This is a genomic window from Celeribacter ethanolicus, from assembly GCF_001550095.1.
GTDB classification, from domain to species: Bacteria; Pseudomonadota; Alphaproteobacteria; order Rhodobacterales; family Rhodobacteraceae; genus Celeribacter; species Celeribacter ethanolicus.
In genome coordinates, this window is the sequence record NZ_LRUC01000046.1 from 1 (window position 1) to 16,821 (window position 16,821).

The 16,821-nt window shown below is 62.6% G+C and carries 14 protein-coding genes; 10 read left to right on the top strand and 4 right to left on the bottom strand.

Annotated elements, in window-relative coordinates; all coding sequences use genetic code 11:
* Positions 1 to 2,072: beta strand repeat-containing protein (locus NH195_RS16595; protein ID WP_162265886.1), on the bottom strand; the 2,072-nt coding region annotated here is incomplete at its 3' end.
* Between the two features lie 289 nt (positions 2,073 to 2,361).
* A complete protein-coding gene (locus tag NH195_RS16600) occupies positions 2,362 to 3,003 on the bottom strand; it encodes a LysE family translocator (RefSeq protein WP_066709497.1) in 642 nt (213 codons plus the stop codon).
* A gap of 313 nt (positions 3,004 to 3,316) precedes the next feature.
* Between NH195_RS16600 and NH195_RS16605 the strand changes: the two genes are divergently transcribed.
* Both NH195_RS16605 and NH195_RS16610 read left to right on the top strand, forming a co-directional pair.
* Entirely contained in the window at positions 3,317 to 4,228 is a 912-nt protein-coding gene (locus tag NH195_RS16605) for a LysR family transcriptional regulator (protein ID WP_066709500.1), read from the top strand.
* A gap of 238 nt (positions 4,229 to 4,466) precedes the next feature.
* Positions 4,467 to 5,957: an alkaline phosphatase family protein gene (locus NH195_RS16610; protein ID WP_066709503.1), complete on the top strand. Its 1,491-nt coding sequence runs from the start codon at positions 4,467 to 4,469 to the stop codon at positions 5,955 to 5,957.
* Between the two features lie 7 nt (positions 5,958 to 5,964).
* Here NH195_RS16610 and NH195_RS16615 read toward each other — a convergent pair whose 3' ends face one another.
* Positions 5,965 to 8,601 (bottom strand): cation-translocating P-type ATPase, encoded by a 2,637-nt coding sequence (locus NH195_RS16615; RefSeq protein WP_066709506.1) that lies wholly within the window; start codon positions 8,599 to 8,601, stop codon positions 5,965 to 5,967.
* 309 nt (positions 8,602 to 8,910) lie between these two features.
* Here NH195_RS16615 and NH195_RS16620 point away from each other — a divergent pair, with 309 nt between their 5' ends.
* Positions 8,911 to 9,249, top strand: a complete 339-nt coding sequence (locus tag NH195_RS16620; RefSeq protein ID WP_066709509.1) for a DUF3817 domain-containing protein — start codon at positions 8,911 to 8,913, stop codon at positions 9,247 to 9,249.
* A 3-nt stretch (positions 9,250 to 9,252) separates the two neighbouring features.
* Here the strand turns inward: NH195_RS16620 and NH195_RS16625 are convergent, their stop codons facing one another.
* The gene (locus NH195_RS16625) at positions 9,253 to 10,017 is read right to left on the bottom strand and encodes an IclR family transcriptional regulator (RefSeq protein WP_066709512.1); all 765 of its coding nucleotides are present in this window, start codon (positions 10,015 to 10,017) and stop codon (positions 9,253 to 9,255) included.
* A 215-nt stretch (positions 10,018 to 10,232) separates the two neighbouring features.
* Between NH195_RS16625 and NH195_RS16630 the strand changes: the two genes are divergently transcribed.
* The 7 genes from NH195_RS16630 to NH195_RS16660 all read left to right on the top strand — a co-directional run bounded on the left by NH195_RS16630 (position 10,233) and on the right by NH195_RS16660 (position 16,816).
* Complete coding sequence (locus NH195_RS16630; protein WP_066709515.1) at positions 10,233 to 11,246, top strand: TRAP transporter substrate-binding protein; 1,014 nt, start codon at positions 10,233 to 10,235, stop codon at positions 11,244 to 11,246.
* Positions 11,247 to 11,343: 97 nt separating this feature from the next.
* Positions 11,344 to 11,859: a TRAP transporter small permease gene (locus tag NH195_RS16635; RefSeq protein ID WP_066709521.1), complete on the top strand. Its 516-nt coding sequence runs from the start codon at positions 11,344 to 11,346 to the stop codon at positions 11,857 to 11,859.
* Complete coding sequence (locus NH195_RS16640; protein WP_066709524.1) at positions 11,859 to 13,166, top strand: TRAP transporter large permease; 1,308 nt, start codon at positions 11,859 to 11,861, stop codon at positions 13,164 to 13,166. Before NH195_RS16635 ends, NH195_RS16640 begins: the two co-directional genes overlap by 1 nt.
* A 104-nt stretch (positions 13,167 to 13,270) precedes the next feature.
* Positions 13,271 to 13,579 (top strand): 2Fe-2S iron-sulfur cluster-binding protein, encoded by a 309-nt coding sequence (locus tag NH195_RS16645; protein WP_066709525.1) that lies wholly within the window; start codon positions 13,271 to 13,273, stop codon positions 13,577 to 13,579.
* Between the two features lie 37 nt (positions 13,580 to 13,616).
* Positions 13,617 to 14,930 carry an aromatic ring-hydroxylating dioxygenase subunit alpha gene (locus tag NH195_RS16650; protein ID WP_066709528.1) on the top strand — a complete coding sequence of 438 codons (1,314 nt, stop codon included), beginning with the start codon at positions 13,617 to 13,619 and terminating at the stop codon, positions 14,928 to 14,930.
* Positions 14,931 to 15,005: 75 nt separating this feature from the next.
* Positions 15,006 to 16,481, top strand: a complete 1,476-nt coding sequence (locus tag NH195_RS16655) for a glutamine synthetase family protein (protein ID WP_238379789.1) — start codon at positions 15,006 to 15,008, stop codon at positions 16,479 to 16,481.
* Entirely contained in the window at positions 16,481 to 16,816 is a 336-nt protein-coding gene (locus NH195_RS16660) for a 5-carboxymethyl-2-hydroxymuconate Delta-isomerase (RefSeq protein WP_066709533.1), read from the top strand. The genes NH195_RS16655 and NH195_RS16660 overlap by 1 nt, the downstream gene beginning before the upstream one ends.
* Positions 16,817 to 16,821 lie beyond the last annotated feature (5 nt).

The following is a 16,821-nucleotide window of genomic DNA, read 5'->3' on the forward strand; positions in this document are numbered from 1 at the left end:
GTCGCGCCGCCGGTCAGATCGCCCGAAGAGGTCACCGTGCCGCCGGTGACCGTGGTGGTGCCGGTGACGGTGCCGCTGTTGTCGAAGGTGCCGCCGGAGTTGACCAGCGCGCCGACCGTGCCCGCGTTGCTCGATCCCGTGCCGGAGTTCGACAGCGTGCCGGTGACTTCGCCGGTGCTCGCCACGTCGACATCGGTGGCGCTGGTGACATCGCCGTCGACCGTGCCGGAGATGGTGCCGGAGGTGGCGGCTGCATCGAGATCGACGCTGCCGGTGAGGGTGGCGCCGGAATTGACCGCGAAGGTCCCACCGTTGATGTCGGTCGTGCCGGTCACGGTGGTGTCGCCGTCGACGGTGGTCGACCCGCCGCTCTGGGTTACGGAGGCCACGGTGCCGCCGCCCAGTTCGAGCGTGCTGGCGTTGGTGACCGCGCCCGAGGTGCCGCCGGTGATGTCGAGCGTACCGCCCGTCACCGTCGCGCCGCCGGTCAGATCGCCCGAGGAGGTCACCGTGCCGCCGGTGACCGTGGTGGTGCCGGTGACCTCGCCACCCGTCAGGGTCGAGGTCCCATCCGTGTTGTTGACCAGCGCGCCGACAGAGCCGTCGTCCATGGTAAACGTGCCATTCGCATCGACGGTCACGGTGCCGGAGATCTCTCCGCTGTTGGCCAAACTGGCCGAACCGCTGTCGGCCGGGCCCACCGTTACGTTTCCGGTGATTGTCGCGCTCGTGTCGTTGGTGACAGAGGCTGCGCCGGTGCCGGTGCTGCTGATTGCGATATTGCCGGTGATCGTGCCGGTGTTGTTGAGCGCGGCGGTTTCGCCGTCTCCTGCGGTGACATTGGTGGTCGTTGCGGTGAACGTGCCGCTGGTGTCGATGCTGCCGTTATTCACATTCACGGTCGTGGCAGAGATTACGCCGCCATGGGTATTGTCGACCGTGCCGTTGACGGTGATCGTGCCGTCCGATGTCAGATTGGCGCTGCTGTCCGCGAGGGTGACCGTGGCGTCGGTTTCGATATCTGTCGATGTGGTAGAGTTGAGCGTGCCGCCATTGGTGCCGTCACCGATGGTGATATCCGCGTCGATGTCGACAATATCGGCGCTCAGGGTCTTGCCATTGAAGTTGACATCGCCGGCATCCGAGGGATTGTCGTCCTGAGTGAAGGTGCCGCCGACCGTGAGATCGCCGTCCAGGTTCAGCGTTGCGCCATCGGTGTTGGTCACATCGCCTGTGACGTTGAGGTCGAGAGACGTCACTGTCATGTCGGCGGTGGAGCCGGTGTTGGTGATGTCGCCATTGACCGTGCCGCCCAGCGAGGCGGTGAAGGCCGATCCGCTTTCATTGGTGATGTCGCCGTTCACGGTCCCGTAGGAGGTGAGACGCGCATTTGTTCCAACCGTGATGTCCCCGGTGAGCACATTGGCCGGGTTGTTGCTGTTGAGATAAGAGTCCTCGGTGACCGCGATGGTGCCGGTGCCGACATCGAGTGTGCCGTCACTGATCGACAGTCTGGTGCTGTCTTCGAGGGTGAAGGAGCCGCCGGAGATGGTCCCGTGAAGAGCGAGCTGGGAGAAAGAGCTCGATGATGTGCCGGAGAGTGTGAAGGCGGTGGAGTTGGCGCTGCCGTCGAGGTCTGTGTTGAAGTAGACGGTTTCTTCGCCGATGATGATGGAGGTGTCGCCATTTGCGGTGGTCAGCGTGTCGCCCTCAACGGTGTTCGAGGATGGACTCAGGATGGTCGAGTCAAATGTCAGGTCATTGACCACCACTGCGCCGCCCGCGCTGTTCACCGTCACAGTGCCAGGGGCCGCCGTAAAAACCGCATCGTCGCCGTCCGACCAGGCTGTCTCGGTGCCGGAAGTGGCCGCGTCATCCCAGTTCGTGCCGCCTGTCGTCCAGGTGCCGGTGCCGCCATCGGCATCGGCGGAGGTGTCTGTCCCATCCCAGTAAAGCGTGTCCGCGCTGGCGATCTGCCCGCCAAGGCCCACCATCAAGGCCAGCGCAGAGGCGGAGGCGATCAGCACTGCACGTTGCTTGACGGAAAAGTTCCCTGAAAATTCATATGGCATAATAGTCCCTATAGTCCCTTCAACGTTCGCGCAGAGACCGAACCTGAGGTCGGCGCGACCAAACTTTTTGACGTGATGCCAGGGCGGAAAGCGAAATTCTTTCTCCCTGACCTCGATACATTTGGCACAAGAATGCATGTGGAGCCCGAAGTGGCAAATGGGTTTTGATGAATATTCGGTAAATATTTTCAGGCTGTCACAGAAATGCGCAATTTGCAGGTCGCTCCGGATCTCGGCCCGGGGGGGCTTGATTGGTGTTTTTCTGGTGAGTGATGCTATGGCTCGCCGCTCAATGTGTGGCGAAAAGCAGGTCGTTGGCCGAATAGGCTCCCCCTGCGATGGCGACGCAGAGCAGAAAGACGGCGGAGACTTGCGCGATCTGATGCGCGTGGCGACGGAAGGCGCTGGTGTGGATCGCGGCGGCGTAGCTCACGAGAATCGCGAAATCGAAAAGAATCCAGAGCAAGGTCAGGATGATGAGGCTGATCTCGTGGCGGTTTGTGATGCCGACAAATTGCGGAAAAAAGGCAACGAAGAACAGGATGTCCTTTGGATTGGAAATGCCTGCGAGAAAGCCGTGCAACAGGGGCGATGCGCCGCGCCGTGCCAATTGTAATTGCTCAGTGGGCTGTGCCTCCGGAGGGGGCGACGTGTGATGGAGCGCCTGAATGGCCATCCATGCGATGAACAGGCACCCGATGAGACTGACCCATGTCAGCACTCTGGCGTCGATGGTCAACAGGCCGGAAATCACCAGAGCCGCGGTGCCGATCAGGACAAGGGAGGCCCAGTTGGTGCCCAAGACTGTGAGAATCGCCTGACGCCGTCCACGTTTTGCCGCCGTAGTGAGCACCAGTGCGACAACCGGCCCCGGCGTCGCGATCAGCAGGACGATAGAGGTCAGATAGGCGAACAGAAGTGTGAAATTCATGAGGGGCGACCTCTCTGGTTTGGTTCGGAATGTGGGGAGGCTGGCGGTCTGTCGGCAATTCAGTCGTAAATATCATAATTCTACGGCAGTTTCCGTTGCTGTCAGTCGATCCTCCCGCACTTTCCGGCGGGCCTCAAGGACAGGCCGATCGGCAATATGACCCGATGAAATGCCATGAAACGTGAAAAATTCGGCATGAAAAATGTCCTCTCCCGCTGAAGGTCAGAGGTTTTATCGGCGCGGGGCATGATCTTGAAAAATGGAAAATTTTGTCGTTTATCATGAGTAAAAGTTTCGATAGGGCGTTTCGATCATGAACAGACCCCTCCCGCCTCTCTATGCTTTGCGCGCTTTCGAAGCCGCCGCCCGAACCGGCTCGGCCACCGGAGCGGCGGCGGAGTTGAACGTGACGCAAAGTGCCGTGAGCAAACATATAAAGACGCTTGAGGCACATTTCGGGCGTAAACTGTTTCACCGGCACGGCCCCCGGCTTGAAGTGACCCCGCAGGGGCAGATCTTTGCGGAAGGTCTGAAACACGGTTTCAAACAGATCGAGGACGCCTGCCGCGTCTTTCAGAGCGAGAGAAACGTGTTGCGGATCAAGGCGCCTTCGACCCTGACGATGCGTTGGCTGCTTGACAGCGTCAGCCGTTTTCGGGCCGGTGCCCCCGGTTTCGACGTGCAGATTTCCAGTGTCTGGATGGATATCGACACGGTGGATTTTTTCACCGAGCCTTACGATTGCGCCATTCTGCTCGGGTCCGGTCAGTTTGGATCTGGCACCCGCAGCGCAAAACTCTTTGATGAATGGCTGATCCCGATCTGTGCTCCGTCGATGTCTCGCGATCTTGGCCGCGATCTCGGGAAATACGATCTCATTCACCCGTCACCGGACCGGCGCGACTGGCGGCGCTGGCTCGGGCGGACCGGAATGTCGGAGCAGGCGGATATTTCTCAGGGCCAGGTCTTCGACACGCTTGAGCAGGGCAACGCGGCCGCGATGGCCGGGCACGGGCTTTCGATCGGCGATCTGGTTTTGACGTCGTCCGCATTGTCCGGCGGCCAGCTTGTGGCACCGTTCCCGAAAGCGGTGCGCACCGGGGACGGGTATTTCATGGTTTGGGCGGAGAGCTGTAGGAAGCGGCGGTATGTACAGAGATTTCTGGAGTTTCTTGAGGGGGATGTCCCCGTCTGCCGGAAGCCTGAGTTGACTTTTCTGGACTGAAAGGCAGGGCCTGTTTCGCCGCAGATGAGCCGAGAGGATCGACCTTGCATTCGGAGCTTGAGCTGGTAGGGCCTCGCCCGATTGCGCCTGAACTTTTCCGGAAAAGAGACGGAGAGCCGGGCGCATGCTTGCTCCGAACGCCATGTTCCCGGAGATTTCGGTCTGCGCGTGTCGTGGTCGCTTGTCAAAGCGACCCATCCGGTGGACAGTCGCCGGTGACGAAGACATGAGGACGCGCATGACCGCAGGGACAGGGAACCGGGCACGGAAAAACAATGTGCTGTTCATCGTCATCGACCAGCTACGCGCCGATGCCGTGTTCGGTGCGCTTGCCGAGGCGCTGCCGACGCCGAACCTCGATGCGTTTCGCGCCGGTGCCGTGAGCTTTGAGCGCCATTTCACCGTGACTGCGCCCTGCGGCCCGTCGCGGGCGAGCCTGCTCACGGGGCAATATGCCATGAGCCACCGTGCGATCCGCAACGGTGCGCCGCTGGCTCCGGGGACGGGTAACATTGCGCTCGAGGCGCGCAAGTTGGGCTATGAACCCTTGCTGTTCGGCTATACGGATACTCAGCCCGACCCGTCGGGGCTGCACCCGAATGACCCGGACAATCGCATTTACGAAAGCGTCTTGCCGGGGTTTCGTGAAATCGTAGAGATGCGGCTGGAGCAGGGGGTGGAATGGCCCGCTTATCTTCAGGCCAAAGGCTATGGCACGTTTCAGGCGGAGAGCCCGGACATCTGGCGGCTCTACCGGCCCGAAGGCGATGTGCTGGGCGGCCCCGCGCTTTATCGGGCGGAGGACAGCGACACGGCTTATCTGACCGACCGGACGCTCAGTGCCATGGCGGTGCGCCGATCAAAACCGTGGTTCGCCCATGTGACCTATATCCGCCCGCATCCGCCTTTCGTCGCCCCTGCGCCCTATAACGATTTGGTTGCCCCATCGAAGGTGCCTGCACCGATCAAAGGCGCTTGTGATCATCCTTTCGTGGCGGCATGGCAGTCGGAGCGGAGCCAGTTCGGCATGTTCTGGGGCTTCGATGGCGATTGCGCTTCGATTTCGGAGGAGACTGCGGCCAAGGTGCGCGCGACCTATCTCGGGCTTTTGGCGGAGGTCGATCACCATATCGGGCGGCTGATGCAGTTTCTCGACGAGACAGGGCAGACGGAAAACACCATGGTGGTGCTCTGTGCCGATCACGGCGAGATGCTCGGCGATCACGGGCATTGGGGCAAGGACAGCGTCTTCGAGGCGGCGTATCACGTGCCGCTGATGATCCGCATGCCGGGCGGCGTGCCGAGGCGCGTGACGGCGCTCACGGAAAGCGTCGATATTGCGCCGACCATCCTTGAGTGGCTGGGCGGTGTGGCACCCGCACAGATGGACGGGCGCTCGTTGATGCCTTGGCTCAGAGGGGAAGCCCCGCAAGACTGGCGCGATGCGGTGATGATGGAGGTCGAATTCGGCGAGCCGGGTCAACCGACGCGGTTTGAGCGCGCATTTGGCCTGCCGCCCGAACAGTGCCGCGCGGCGATCCTGCGCGAGGCGCGGTGGAAATATGTGCATTTCGCGGGCGGTGTGTCGCCGATGTTGTTCGATCTCGATAGTCCCGAAGGCGAGCGGTTGGACCGCGCCGGGGATGCCTCCTGTGCCGAAGAGCTGTCGCGCTTGCGTGGGCGGCTTCTGGATCGGCGTCTGGCGGCGGCCAGCCGACCGTTCGGCTGATCCCGCCTCAATCGTGTGCGCGCACGAGATAGGCGGTGCCAAAGATCAGAGGCGCAAGGCTCATGCCGAGTGCGAGAAGAACGCCCGTATGGCCGGGGTAGGGCAGTTGCAACAGCGTCGCCAGACCGGGGATCAACACGGCCCCGGCGATCAGCAGCAGGCAAAGCGCGATCGCGCCCCAGACATAGGGATTGCCGATGTCGCCGTCGCGCCCCCCCCGAGGGCCCGGCGCGCGGGCGTTGAACACGTTCCAGAGCTGCGCCAGAGCGAGCGTCAGAAAGGCGACGGTCACGGCCTGATGCGGCGGCAGGGCCAGATGGCGCAGCGCGAGGAGGAAAGCCGCGATGGTCGCAAGCGTGATCGCACCGCCCAACACGATCACCCGCCGCCAGTCGGCCCGGCGCATGATCGGCTCGGCGGGATCGCGGGGCGCGCGCTCCAGCACGCTTGCGTCACCGCGGCTGAGGCCGAGGGCGAAGGCGGGGAAAATATCGGTCACCAGATTGAGGAACAGGATTTGCAGCGGCAGAAGCGGCGCCGGAAGCCCTGCGCCGACCGCCAGCCCGACCACCAGAACCTCGCTGATGTTGCAGGACATCAGGTAGACGACGAATTTGCGGATATTGTCGAAAATGATCCGGCCTTCGCGCACCGCAGCTATGATCGTGGCAAAGGAATCGTCGCGCAGCACCACATCGGCGGCCTCGCGGGCGACCTCCGTGCCGCGCTGGCCCATGGCGATGCCGATGTCGGCCTTGCGGAGCGCGGGCGCATCGTTCACCCCGTCGCCGGTCATCGCCACGACATGACCGGCGTTCTGGAAGAACCGCACCAGGGCGAGTTTGGTCTCGGGTGTGACGCGGGCGAAAACGGCGCTTTGGGCGATGCGCTTGGCCTCCGGGCCGTCCATTTGCGCGGGGTCGAAACGCGCGAGATCTTTGCCGGTCAAAGCCACCGTTTCTCCATTACCGATGCCGGCGTCTGAGGCGATGCGCGTGGCGGTGGCGGCATGATCGCCGGTCAGCATGATCACCCGAATGCCCGCGCGGTGGCAGGCGGCGATGGCGTCCGGGATGTCGGCGCGCAGCGGGTCGGCGAGCGCCACCAGCGCCACCAGGGTCAGACCCGCGTAGGGCGCGGCATCGGGCAGGGGATCGTGTTTCATCGCCAGTGCCAGACAGCGCAGCCCCTCGGATGCCATGGCCTGAGCGCGGCTGCGCCAGTCGGCGCGGGCCGCAGGAGAGAGCGGGCGGGGGCCCTCCGGGGACAGCTCTTGTTCGGCGGCTGCGATCACCGCTTCGGGCGCGCCCTTGACGGCATAGAGAAAGCCCGCACCTTCGGCATGGACTTGAGCCATCATCATGCGCTCGGGATCGAAGGCATGTTCGGTGACGGGACCGTCCGGCCCCTGCGCAAGACCTGCGCGCTGCGCCATGGTCAGGAGCGCGACCTCCATCGGGTCACCGGTCGGTGCGGCCTCGGCGTGCTCTGCAATGTCGGCAGAGTTGCACAGCGCGCCGATGCGCATCGCCAGTTCCAGTGCGGAACCGGGGGGCGGGGGCGCGACAGTTCCGGGCGGGATCGGGTGCGCGTCGTCCTGGGTGACATAGCGCACCACGGTCATGCGGTTCTCGGTCAGCGTGCCGGTCTTGTCGGTCAGGATCAGCGTCGTCGCGCCAAGCGTTTCGACCGAAGACAGTCGGTTGATCACCGCGTTGCGCCGGGCCATGCGCCACATGCCGCGCGCCAGACAGAGCGTGGCCACTACCGGCAGCCCCTCCGGCACGGCGGCGATGGCGAGCGCGACGCCGGTCTGGACGATCTCGCCCAGCGGATGCCCGCGCAGCAGCCCCGCGAGAATGGTCACCCCGGCCAGCGCCAGCATCAGCCAGACCAGCTTTTGCCCCAACCGGTCGAGCCGGGCTTCGAGCGGGGTCGCCTCCGGCTGGGCTTCCTGAACCAGACGGCTGATCCGGCCGATTTCCGTCTCCATGCCGGTGCCGATCACAAGACCCTCGCCGGTGCCGCGGGTGATCGCGGTGCCTTTCCATGCCATGGAGCGGCGCTCGGCCAGATCGGTGTCGGCGGGGACGGGCGCGCTGACCTTGTCGACCGGCACGGCCTCGCCGGTGAGGATCGACTCGTCGGCCTGCATCCCGGCGCACCGGATCAGACGCAGATCGGCGGTGACCACATCGCCCGCCTCCAGCACGACGATGTCGCCGGGGACGAGCTCTTGTGCCGCGACCATCTGGTCCTGACCGTCGCGACGCACCCGGCAGCGGGTCTCGGTCAGATGACGCAGTGCCTCCATCGAACGTGTGGCCTGCGCTTCGGTGAGAAAACCGATCAGCCCGTTGATCAGAAGAACGACGAGAATGGCGAGCGCCTCGGGCAGATCGCCCATCGCCAGCGCCAGCGCGGCGGCTGCGGCCAGAAGATAGACTACGACGCTCTGGAATTGTGCCAGGAGGATGGACAACAGGTTTCGGGGTTTTCTTTGTCGCAGATGGTTCGGGCCGAACGCCTTTTGCCGCCGCGCGACCTCTTCGGCGTTCAGGCCCCGCTCTGGCGAGACGGACATGAGCGCGGTCAGCTCCTCGGCCGGTTTGGTGTGTGGCGTGTCGGGGATCAGGGGCGGCATGTGCGATCCTGCGGGCGGTGTCTTTCGGACCCAGCCTAGGAAGCCCGGGCGGCTTTGTCCAAAGCCATTTCCACCTGTCGCGACGTCAGTCGATATTTGCGAGGCCGATCATCGCCGATTGCACGGATTGCGTATGTGAGGCCACCCATCCGGTGGACGCAGAACCGAACGAGGACGGGGTGGCCCTGCGGCAATGCGCGCGGGTTCATCCTGGCGGCACGGTTTGCTAGGGTCGCGCAAATCACCGTCCGGCCGCTGCGCTCAGCGTCGCCAGACGCCCCCAAAACAAGACCGCACCGGAGTGCCCGCATGTCCCAGACCCCCGCGCCGAAAGAGCCGAAAAACAAGCGCCTGTTCTCTCTGTTCCGCGTGATCGCCCTGATTGAGGGCGTGACCACGATTCTGCTGTTCTTCGTCGCCATGCCGATCAAATACGGGCTTGAGGACCCGGGTTGGGTCAAGGTGATGGGGCCGGTTCACGGCTATGCCTTCCTTGCCTATCTCGCACTCATGCTGATCGTGATGCGAGGCCTGGGCTGGCAGGGCCGCGACAAGGGGCGGGCGTTCGTGGCCTCTCTTGTGCCGCTTGGGACCTTCGTCAACGATCCGTTTCTCAAACGTCGCGGGGTTGAGGTCTACGGGCACTGAGACCTATTTCAAAGCGGTCGCGATCTGCGCCGCGTAGCGGTGCAGGATTTCCGTGAGCCGGTCGTAGTCCTCGGGCCGGATTGCGGTTTGCGGTTCCGACAGACCCAGCGCGGTTTCTGAACGACCCAAAGGCCCCACCGGCACGGAAATCCCCACCGCGCCCGCCTCGAATTCGCCCTCGACGATGGAGACGCCACGCTCACGGGTCCTGTGTACAGCCTCGGCGATCTGGGCACGCTCCATCAGAGTCTCGGCGGTGAAGCGCTCGATCTCCAGCGTCGCGATCATCTCCTTTGCCCAGTCCGGCTCCCCCCAGGCGAGCAACATCCGCCCGATCGAGGTGCTCAGAAGCGGCAGACGGCTGCCGACCGTGAAGCCGAAGGTGTAGCGGGCGTTCTGTTGCGAGGATTGCGCGACATAGACCGCGTCCGAACTGTCGCGCATGGCGAGGCCGACGCTATAGCCCAACTCGCGGGCGCACATTTCGATGAGCGGCTGGATCACCCGACCGAATTCGTTGCCGCGTAAAAAGCCGCTGCCGAGCACAAGGACATGCGGTGTGAGCGAATAGCGGTTCTCGTCCTTGCGGACATAGCCGAGGTAGACGAGCGTCAAAACGAGACGGCGCACCACGGCGCGTTCGATCCCCGTGAGGCGCGAGATTTCCGCGAGCGTCAATCGGCTGTGAGTCTCGTCGAAGGCGCGCAGCACCGTCATGCCTTTCATGAAGGTGAGGGAAATGTCTTTGGTCGGGATGGCGCTCTGCACGTTTCTTGCCCTTGATCTTCGGTTCTTAAAAAAAGCGGCCCAAATATTGTGCCTTTATTGTACGACCCCCGGCAAGACCCGTCGAACGGCTCTTTGAGGCTTGACAGGCCTGTGCGTATTCGGACCAATTGGTGTATTATCGCACAAACCTGATGAATCCCAAAAGGGACACAGGATCTACATACAGCAAATCCAACAGGGAGAAATGGATAGCCATGCTGAAAAAACTCGCACTTACCAGCGTGCTGGCGCTGGGGGCCGCTGTTCCGGGCCATGCCGCCGAAACGCTGCGCTATGCGCATTTCATGTCAGCCGCAAGTTGGCAGAACCAGACGATCTTCGAAGATTGGGCCACGGCGGTCGAAACCGCGTCGGGCGGCGCGGTCGACGTTCAGGTCTTTCCGGCGCAGACGCTGGGCAAGGCGGCGGCGGGCTATGACAACGCCGTCACCGGCATTGCCGACATCGCCTGGACCGTGCCGGGCTATACCGCCGGGCGCTTCCCGCTGAGCCAGATCATGGAGCTTCCGGGCCTCTTCGAAACCGGCGCGGTCGGCTCCTGCGCCTTCCAGAAACTCTACGACTCCGGGGCTTTGGATGAGGAATATGCCGACACGCATATCGTCTTTGTCCACACCCACGATCCGGGGCATCTGCACACCTCCAAGAAGCCGGTTTATACGCTCGAGGACATGAAGGGCCTGAAACTGCGCCGTCCGACGCAGGTTGTGGGCGAGCTTCTGACCAATCTGGGCGCCGAGCCGGTGGGCATGCCTGCCCCCAACACCTATGAGGCGCTGCAACGCGGGGCCATCGACGGCTATATGCTGCCGTGGGAAAGCGTCGACAGCTTCCGTCTCGATGAACTGACCGAATATCACACCGTGTTCGGGTTTTATGCACTGGCCTTCATCTCGACGATGAACAAGGCCAAGTACGACTCCCTCTCGCCCGAAGCCAAAGCCGCCGTCGATGCCAATTCCGGCATGCAATGGGCGGTGACCGCCGGGCGTGGCTATGACGAGGAAGGCGCGAAAGTGCTGGAACGGCTGAAAACCGAGTCGACCGTGATCGAGCTGTCCGACGAGGAACGCGCGAAATGGGACGAGGCGGCACAGGCCGCGACCGACAGCTATATCGCCTTCCTGAACGCTCAGGGCCTGCCGGGAACGGCGACCTATGAGGCGGTGAAAGGCTATGTTTCGGACTGTGAGACCGAGCTGAACTGAGCCCGTTTCATCTTCTGGCGGGCCGTTCGATCCCTTTGCGGCCCGTCATCATCAAACCAGTCCAATTCCAAAGCTGACACAAGTCACAGGAACGCACATGCTTATCTCCGCAATCCGGCGCATCGCCGGATGGATGGAGGCCGCCTGTCTTGGCATCGCGGCGCTCTGTCTGCTCTATATGGTCTTCGTTGTGGGCTTCAACGTGCTTGCACGGATCGTTTTCGACGCCACCGACACGGCGGTGAATTTCATGATCCCCGGTGCGATCGAACAGGTGTCTTACCTGTTGGGCATTGTCGCGCTTGCGGCGCTCGCAGCCTCGCTGAACGGTGGTATGATCGCGGTCGACCTGTTGGTCGGGCGGTTTCCGCCGCTATTGAAAGCCTTGGTTGCGCGCTTGTGGTTCTTCGGCATTCTGGCCTTCGCTATCGTGCTGGTCTGGCTGTTCTGGCATGAGACCGTGGCAACCTACGGGCGCGGAGAGGAAACTCAGGACCTGCGCATTCCGATGTTCCTGATCTACGGGTTCTATACGCTCGAATGCCTTGCCTTGGCCGTGATCGCGCTCAGAGAAGCGCTCACCGCCGATGGCCACCATGCGGAGCTCTCGTGATGACGCCCTTGATCATCGGATATATGTCCATCGCTGTGATGTTCGTCATCGTCATTTTGGGTGCGCCGATCGGGCTGGCCATGATCGCCGTCGGCTTTGCCGGGTTTTCCGCCATCATCGGCATCTCCCCCGCGCTCAGCATCCTGAAAACCGCCACGTTCGAGACGGTGACGAGCTACAGCTTTACGCTCATTCCGCTGTTCCTGCTGATGGGCAACCTGATCTCGCGCTCCGGTGTCGCCGCCGATCTGTTCCGGGGCGCGCTTTTGCTGACCCGTGGCTGGTCCGGCGGGCTGGCGGCGGCGGGGGTGACGGCGAGTGCTGTGTTCTCCACCGTCTCGGGATCGTCGCTCGCGACCGCCTCTACCATGACCCGTGTGGCCTATCCGGAAATGAAATCCCACGGCTATGACACCCGTCTCGCCACCGGGTCTCTGGCGGCGGGCGGCACTCTGGGCATCCTGATCCCGCCCTCCATCGCGCTCATGCTTTACGCGCTGATCACCGAGCAATCGGTGGGTACGATGTTCCTTGCGGGCATCCTGCCGGGTATTCTCGCCTTCCTCCTTTATCTCGTCACGATCCTGATCATGGCAAAGATCTGGCCGCCGGAAGAGGGCGCGTCGCAGATCACCGACGAGGAGATCGCGCCCAAAGGGCATTTCGAGATTCTGCGCCTGTTTGCGCCCTCCCTCGTGCTCTTCGGCCTCGTCATGGGCGGGCTTTACGGCAATTTCTTCACGCCGACAGAGGCGGGGGGCGTTGGGGCTGCGCTCGCACTGATCTTCGCACTCTGGCGCAAAGTGTCGCGCGCCGAATTGATTGCGGCCTTCACCGAGACCATCGCCACCAGCGGTTCGATCTTCCTGATCCTGATCGGGGCGGAGGTGTTTGGTTTCGTGCTCTCCACCTCCCAGCTCTCCAACGCGCTCGTTGATTTCCTGAACACCAGCGGCTTCGGCCCCTGGCAGGTGCTGCTCTCCATCCTGCTGTTCTACGTGATCCTCGGCTGCTTCATGGAAAGCCTCGCGATGATCCTCCTGACCGTGCCGATCTTTTTCCCGGTGATCCTTGCCAACGGATTCGACCCGATCTGGTTCGGGGTGATCGCCGTGGTGACGGTGGAGCTTGGCCTGATCACGCCGCCCGTGGGCATGAACCTCTTCATGGTCAAGAGCGCCTCGCGCGGCACGTCGCTGTCGAAAATCATGGTCGGCGTGATCCCTTTCGTGATCACCGATGTGATCCGCCTCGGCATCCTTCTGGCCTTCCCGGCGATCTCTTTGTTGCTCACCGGACGGCTCTAACACATCTCGCGAAAACCGGTCTTCCGGTCTTCGCATGTCTGAAATCAAAATACACCAAATGGGCGATAATACACCAATATCTGCCCATATCTGAGGAGACCAAGATGACATCCGTCCCCCTGATCTTTCGCCAAAGCGACGGCTCCGAGACGCCGGTCGAGGTCCAGCCCGGTCGTACCGTGATGGAAGCCGCCGTGATGGCAGGCATCCCCGGCATCGAAGGCGAATGCGGCGGCAGCCTGTCCTGCGCCACCTGTCACGTCTATGCGCCCGAGGGGTTCGAAGCCCCGGGCGACTATGAGGCCGACATGCTCGATTTCGCGGAAAGCCCGCGCCGCGAGACCAGTCGGCTGTCCTGTCAGATCAAAGTCACGCCCGAGCTTGCGGGCACCGTTTTCGAGGTCCCGGCCTGAGCCGGACCTGTCTATTCATAGGAAGGAGACCCCCACCATGATGAGCCAAAGCCAGAACGACAGTCTGACCCGCGTGGGTCCGGGAAGTGATGCGGGCGAGGTGTTGCGCCGCTATTGGCAACCCGCCGCTTTGTCCGAAGAACTCAACACGAAACGCCCGGTGGTGCCAGTGCGGCTGATGGGCGAGGACCTCGTGTTGTTCCGCGACAGCGAGGGTAAGCTCGGCCTCATTCAGCGCCACTGTCCGCACCGCGGTGCCGACATGTGTTTTGGTCGTCTTGAAGACAACGGTCTGCGCTGTCCGTTCCATGGCTGGCATTTCAACCGCGACGGCCAATGTGTCGAACAGCCCGCCGAACCCGAAGGTTCGCGCATGCACGAAAACATCAAGGCGCGGTCCTATGTGGTCGAGGAACGTGCGGGTATCGTCTGGGCCTATATGGGGCCTGGCGAGCCGCCGGAATTCCCGAATTTCGACTGTTTCCGGGCCCCCGACAGCCATGTCTTCGCCTTCAAGGGCCTGTGGGAATGCAACTGGTTGCAAGCCATGGAAGTCGGCATCGACCCGGCACACGCCTCTTTCCTGCACCGTTTCCTTCAGGACGAGGACCCGGCGGACAGCTACGGCAAACAGTTTCGGGACAAGGCGGCGAACACCGAGATCCCGATGACGAAACTGCTGCGCGAATACCCGCGCCCGGCGATCTCCGTCGACGAGACCGAGTTCGGCATCAAGATCACCGCGCTGCGTCATCTCGACGACGGTCGTGTGCATGTGCGCATCACCAATCAGATCTTCCCGGAAGCGATCTCCATCCCGATGAGCCGGGAGATGATCATCACCCAATGGCATGTGCCGATCGACGATGAAAACTGCTACTGGTACTCGATTTTCACCAGCTTCAAAGAGCCGGTGAACAAGGAACTGATGCGCGAACAACGCCTCAAAGAACACCGCCTGCCGGATTACGCGCCCTTGAAGAACAAGCGCAACAATTACGGCTACAACCCGGACGAGCAGGAGCGCGAGACCTACACCGGTATGGGGCTCGACATTAACGTGCATGACCAATGGGCGGTCGAAAGCATGGGGGCGATTCAGGATCGCACCGATGAACATTTGGGCAAATCCGACGTGGCGATCATCAAATATCGCCGCATGCTCCGGGCCGCGATTGCGGCGCTCAAGGAGGGCGGTGAAGATGCCTTGCCGATGCAAAAGGTGGACGCTTCGACCGTCTTCGGGCCGATCTCTGTCGATGCCATTGCTGCGGACGGGGATGTCGATGCAGCCTATAAGACCGAGGACGGTATCCGTCGCGGCGGTTGCTCTTGGGATGCGATCATCTGAGCGCCGCTCCGGTTTAAAAACGCCATTTCGACGGGCCTTTCGGGGCCCGTCGCAAAAGCCAACCCGTCAAAGTCAATGGGGACCACACGCATGACCTCCGCCTATCTCGAAAAACTCAGCTCCGGCCGCCTCGCGCGCGAGGGGCTTTTGTCCGCCGCCCAAGTGCAAAAGGCCGCCGATCTTCTGGGCCAGCTTGATGGCGGCAAGGTCGAGACGGTGCGCGTGGTCTTTGCCGACCAGCACGGGTTGCTCAGAGGCAAGACAGTGACGGCGGGCGCTTTGGCCTCGGTGTTCCGCTCGGGGCTGAACCTGCCGGGCACGCTGTTGCTCAAGGACACGTCGAACCGCACGGTGTTCCCGATCTGGGACGGCAAAAGCGAAGGCGTTATGGCGACCATGTCGGGGGCGGGGGATATGTTGCTGGTGCCCGATCCGGCGACGTTTCGCATCCTGCCGTGGTCGCCGCATTCGGCATGGCTGTTCTGCGATCCCTACACGCGTGACGGCACGCCGATCCCGTTTGCGCCGCGCCCGGTGCTGCGCAAGGCGGTCGAGAAGCTTTCGGGGCTGGGCTATAGCCTTATCGTCGGGCTTGAGGTCGAGTTCCATGTGTTCGACCGGGACGGCGACAGCCTTGGCCACCACGAGGCGGGGATGCCCGGTCAGCCGGTCAGGACCAGGCTTCTCGATCAGGGCTATCAGTATCTCGCGGAGACGAATTACGACCGGCTGGAACCGGTGATGGACCTTTTGCGCCGTAATGCGCAGGCGCTTGGTCTGCCGGTGCGCTCGACCGAGGTGGAGATGGGACCGAGCCAGTTTGAATTTACCTTCGAGCCCGCCGATCCGATGACCCATGCCGACAACATGATCATGTTCCGCACCATGGTCAAAGAAGTCTGCGCCCGCGAAGGCCTGCACGCCACCTTCATGTGCCGTCCGAAACTGTCCAACAGCGCGTCGAGCGGTTGGCATTTGCATCAGTCGCTGGTGAACGGGCAGGGGGAGAATGTGTTCATTCCGGCGGAGGCGGGGGCTTTGACGCCGGAGGTCTCGGCATGGATCGCTGGCCTTCTGGCGCACGCTTCGGAAAGCTGTCTTCTGACCACGCCGACGGTCAACGGCTACAAACGCTATCAGCCCTTCCAGCTCGCGCCTGATCGGATCGAATGGGGCTATGACAACCGGGGTGCCATGGTGCGGGCGCTGATGGTGCCGGGGGATGGGGCGAGCCGGATCGAGAACCGCGTGGCCGAGCCGACCGCCAACCCGTATTTCTATTTCGCCTCGCAAATCCTCTCCGGTGTGTCGGGGTTGGAGCAGGGGCTGACCGCGCCGGAACCGGTCGAGAACCCCTATGACAATGACGCCCTGGCCCTGCCGCCGAGCCTGATCGCCGCCATCGAGGCCTTTGAGCGTGGAAGCCTGTTCCGCGACGCTCTGGGGGCGGAGTTCACGGAATACATGTCGACGCTGAAACGCGCCGAATGGAAACGCTATCTCAGCATCGTCACCGAATGGGAACAGCACGAATATTTCGGGATTTTCTGATGCCGCATGTGGTGATCGAGTATTTCTCAGAGGCGGGCATCGACCGGGAGGCCGTCTTGCTCGCCGCTCTGGAGACGGCGGCGGGGAGTGGCGTGATGCAGCGCGCGGATATCAAGGTCCGGCTTGTGCCGTCCGAGGCGATCCTGTTCGGTGACGGGCGGCGGTCCTTCATCCATATGACGATCTCGATGCTGACGGGGCGAACGCCGAAGGCGAAACTTGGACTGTCGCAGGCCATGGTCGCGAAGATGCGGCAGGTCTGTCCGACGATTGAGGCGATCAGCGCCGACATTCGTGACATGGACCCGGAGGCCTACAAGAAGTCGCTGATTTGAGGCGA

What these genes read in the sequence shown, in the direction of transcription:
- NH195_RS16605 (WP_066709500.1), top strand. Translation starts at nt 3,317, where the DNA reads ATGAACAGACCCCTCCCGCCTCTCTATGCTTTGCGCGCTTTCGAAGCC.
- NH195_RS16615 (WP_066709506.1), bottom strand. Translation starts at nt 8,601, where the DNA reads ATGCCGCCCCTGATCCCCGACACGCCACACACCAAACCGGCCGAGGAG.
- NH195_RS16620 (WP_066709509.1), top strand. Translation starts at nt 8,911, where the DNA reads ATGTCCCAGACCCCCGCGCCGAAAGAGCCGAAAAACAAGCGCCTGTTC.
- NH195_RS16645 (WP_066709525.1), top strand. Translation starts at nt 13,271, where the DNA reads ATGACATCCGTCCCCCTGATCTTTCGCCAAAGCGACGGCTCCGAGACG.
- NH195_RS16640 (WP_066709524.1), top strand. Translation starts at nt 11,859, where the DNA reads ATGACGCCCTTGATCATCGGATATATGTCCATCGCTGTGATGTTCGTC.
- NH195_RS16635 (WP_066709521.1), top strand. Translation starts at nt 11,344, where the DNA reads ATGCTTATCTCCGCAATCCGGCGCATCGCCGGATGGATGGAGGCCGCC.
- NH195_RS16610 (WP_066709503.1), top strand. Translation starts at nt 4,467, where the DNA reads ATGACCGCAGGGACAGGGAACCGGGCACGGAAAAACAATGTGCTGTTC.
- NH195_RS16655 (WP_238379789.1), top strand. Translation starts at nt 15,006, where the DNA reads ATGGGGACCACACGCATGACCTCCGCCTATCTCGAAAAACTCAGCTCC.
- NH195_RS16650 (WP_066709528.1), top strand. Translation starts at nt 13,617, where the DNA reads ATGATGAGCCAAAGCCAGAACGACAGTCTGACCCGCGTGGGTCCGGGA.
- NH195_RS16660 (WP_066709533.1), top strand. Translation starts at nt 16,481, where the DNA reads ATGCCGCATGTGGTGATCGAGTATTTCTCAGAGGCGGGCATCGACCGG.
- NH195_RS16630 (WP_066709515.1), top strand. Translation starts at nt 10,233, where the DNA reads ATGCTGAAAAAACTCGCACTTACCAGCGTGCTGGCGCTGGGGGCCGCT.
- NH195_RS16600 (WP_066709497.1), bottom strand. Translation starts at nt 3,003, where the DNA reads ATGAATTTCACACTTCTGTTCGCCTATCTGACCTCTATCGTCCTGCTG.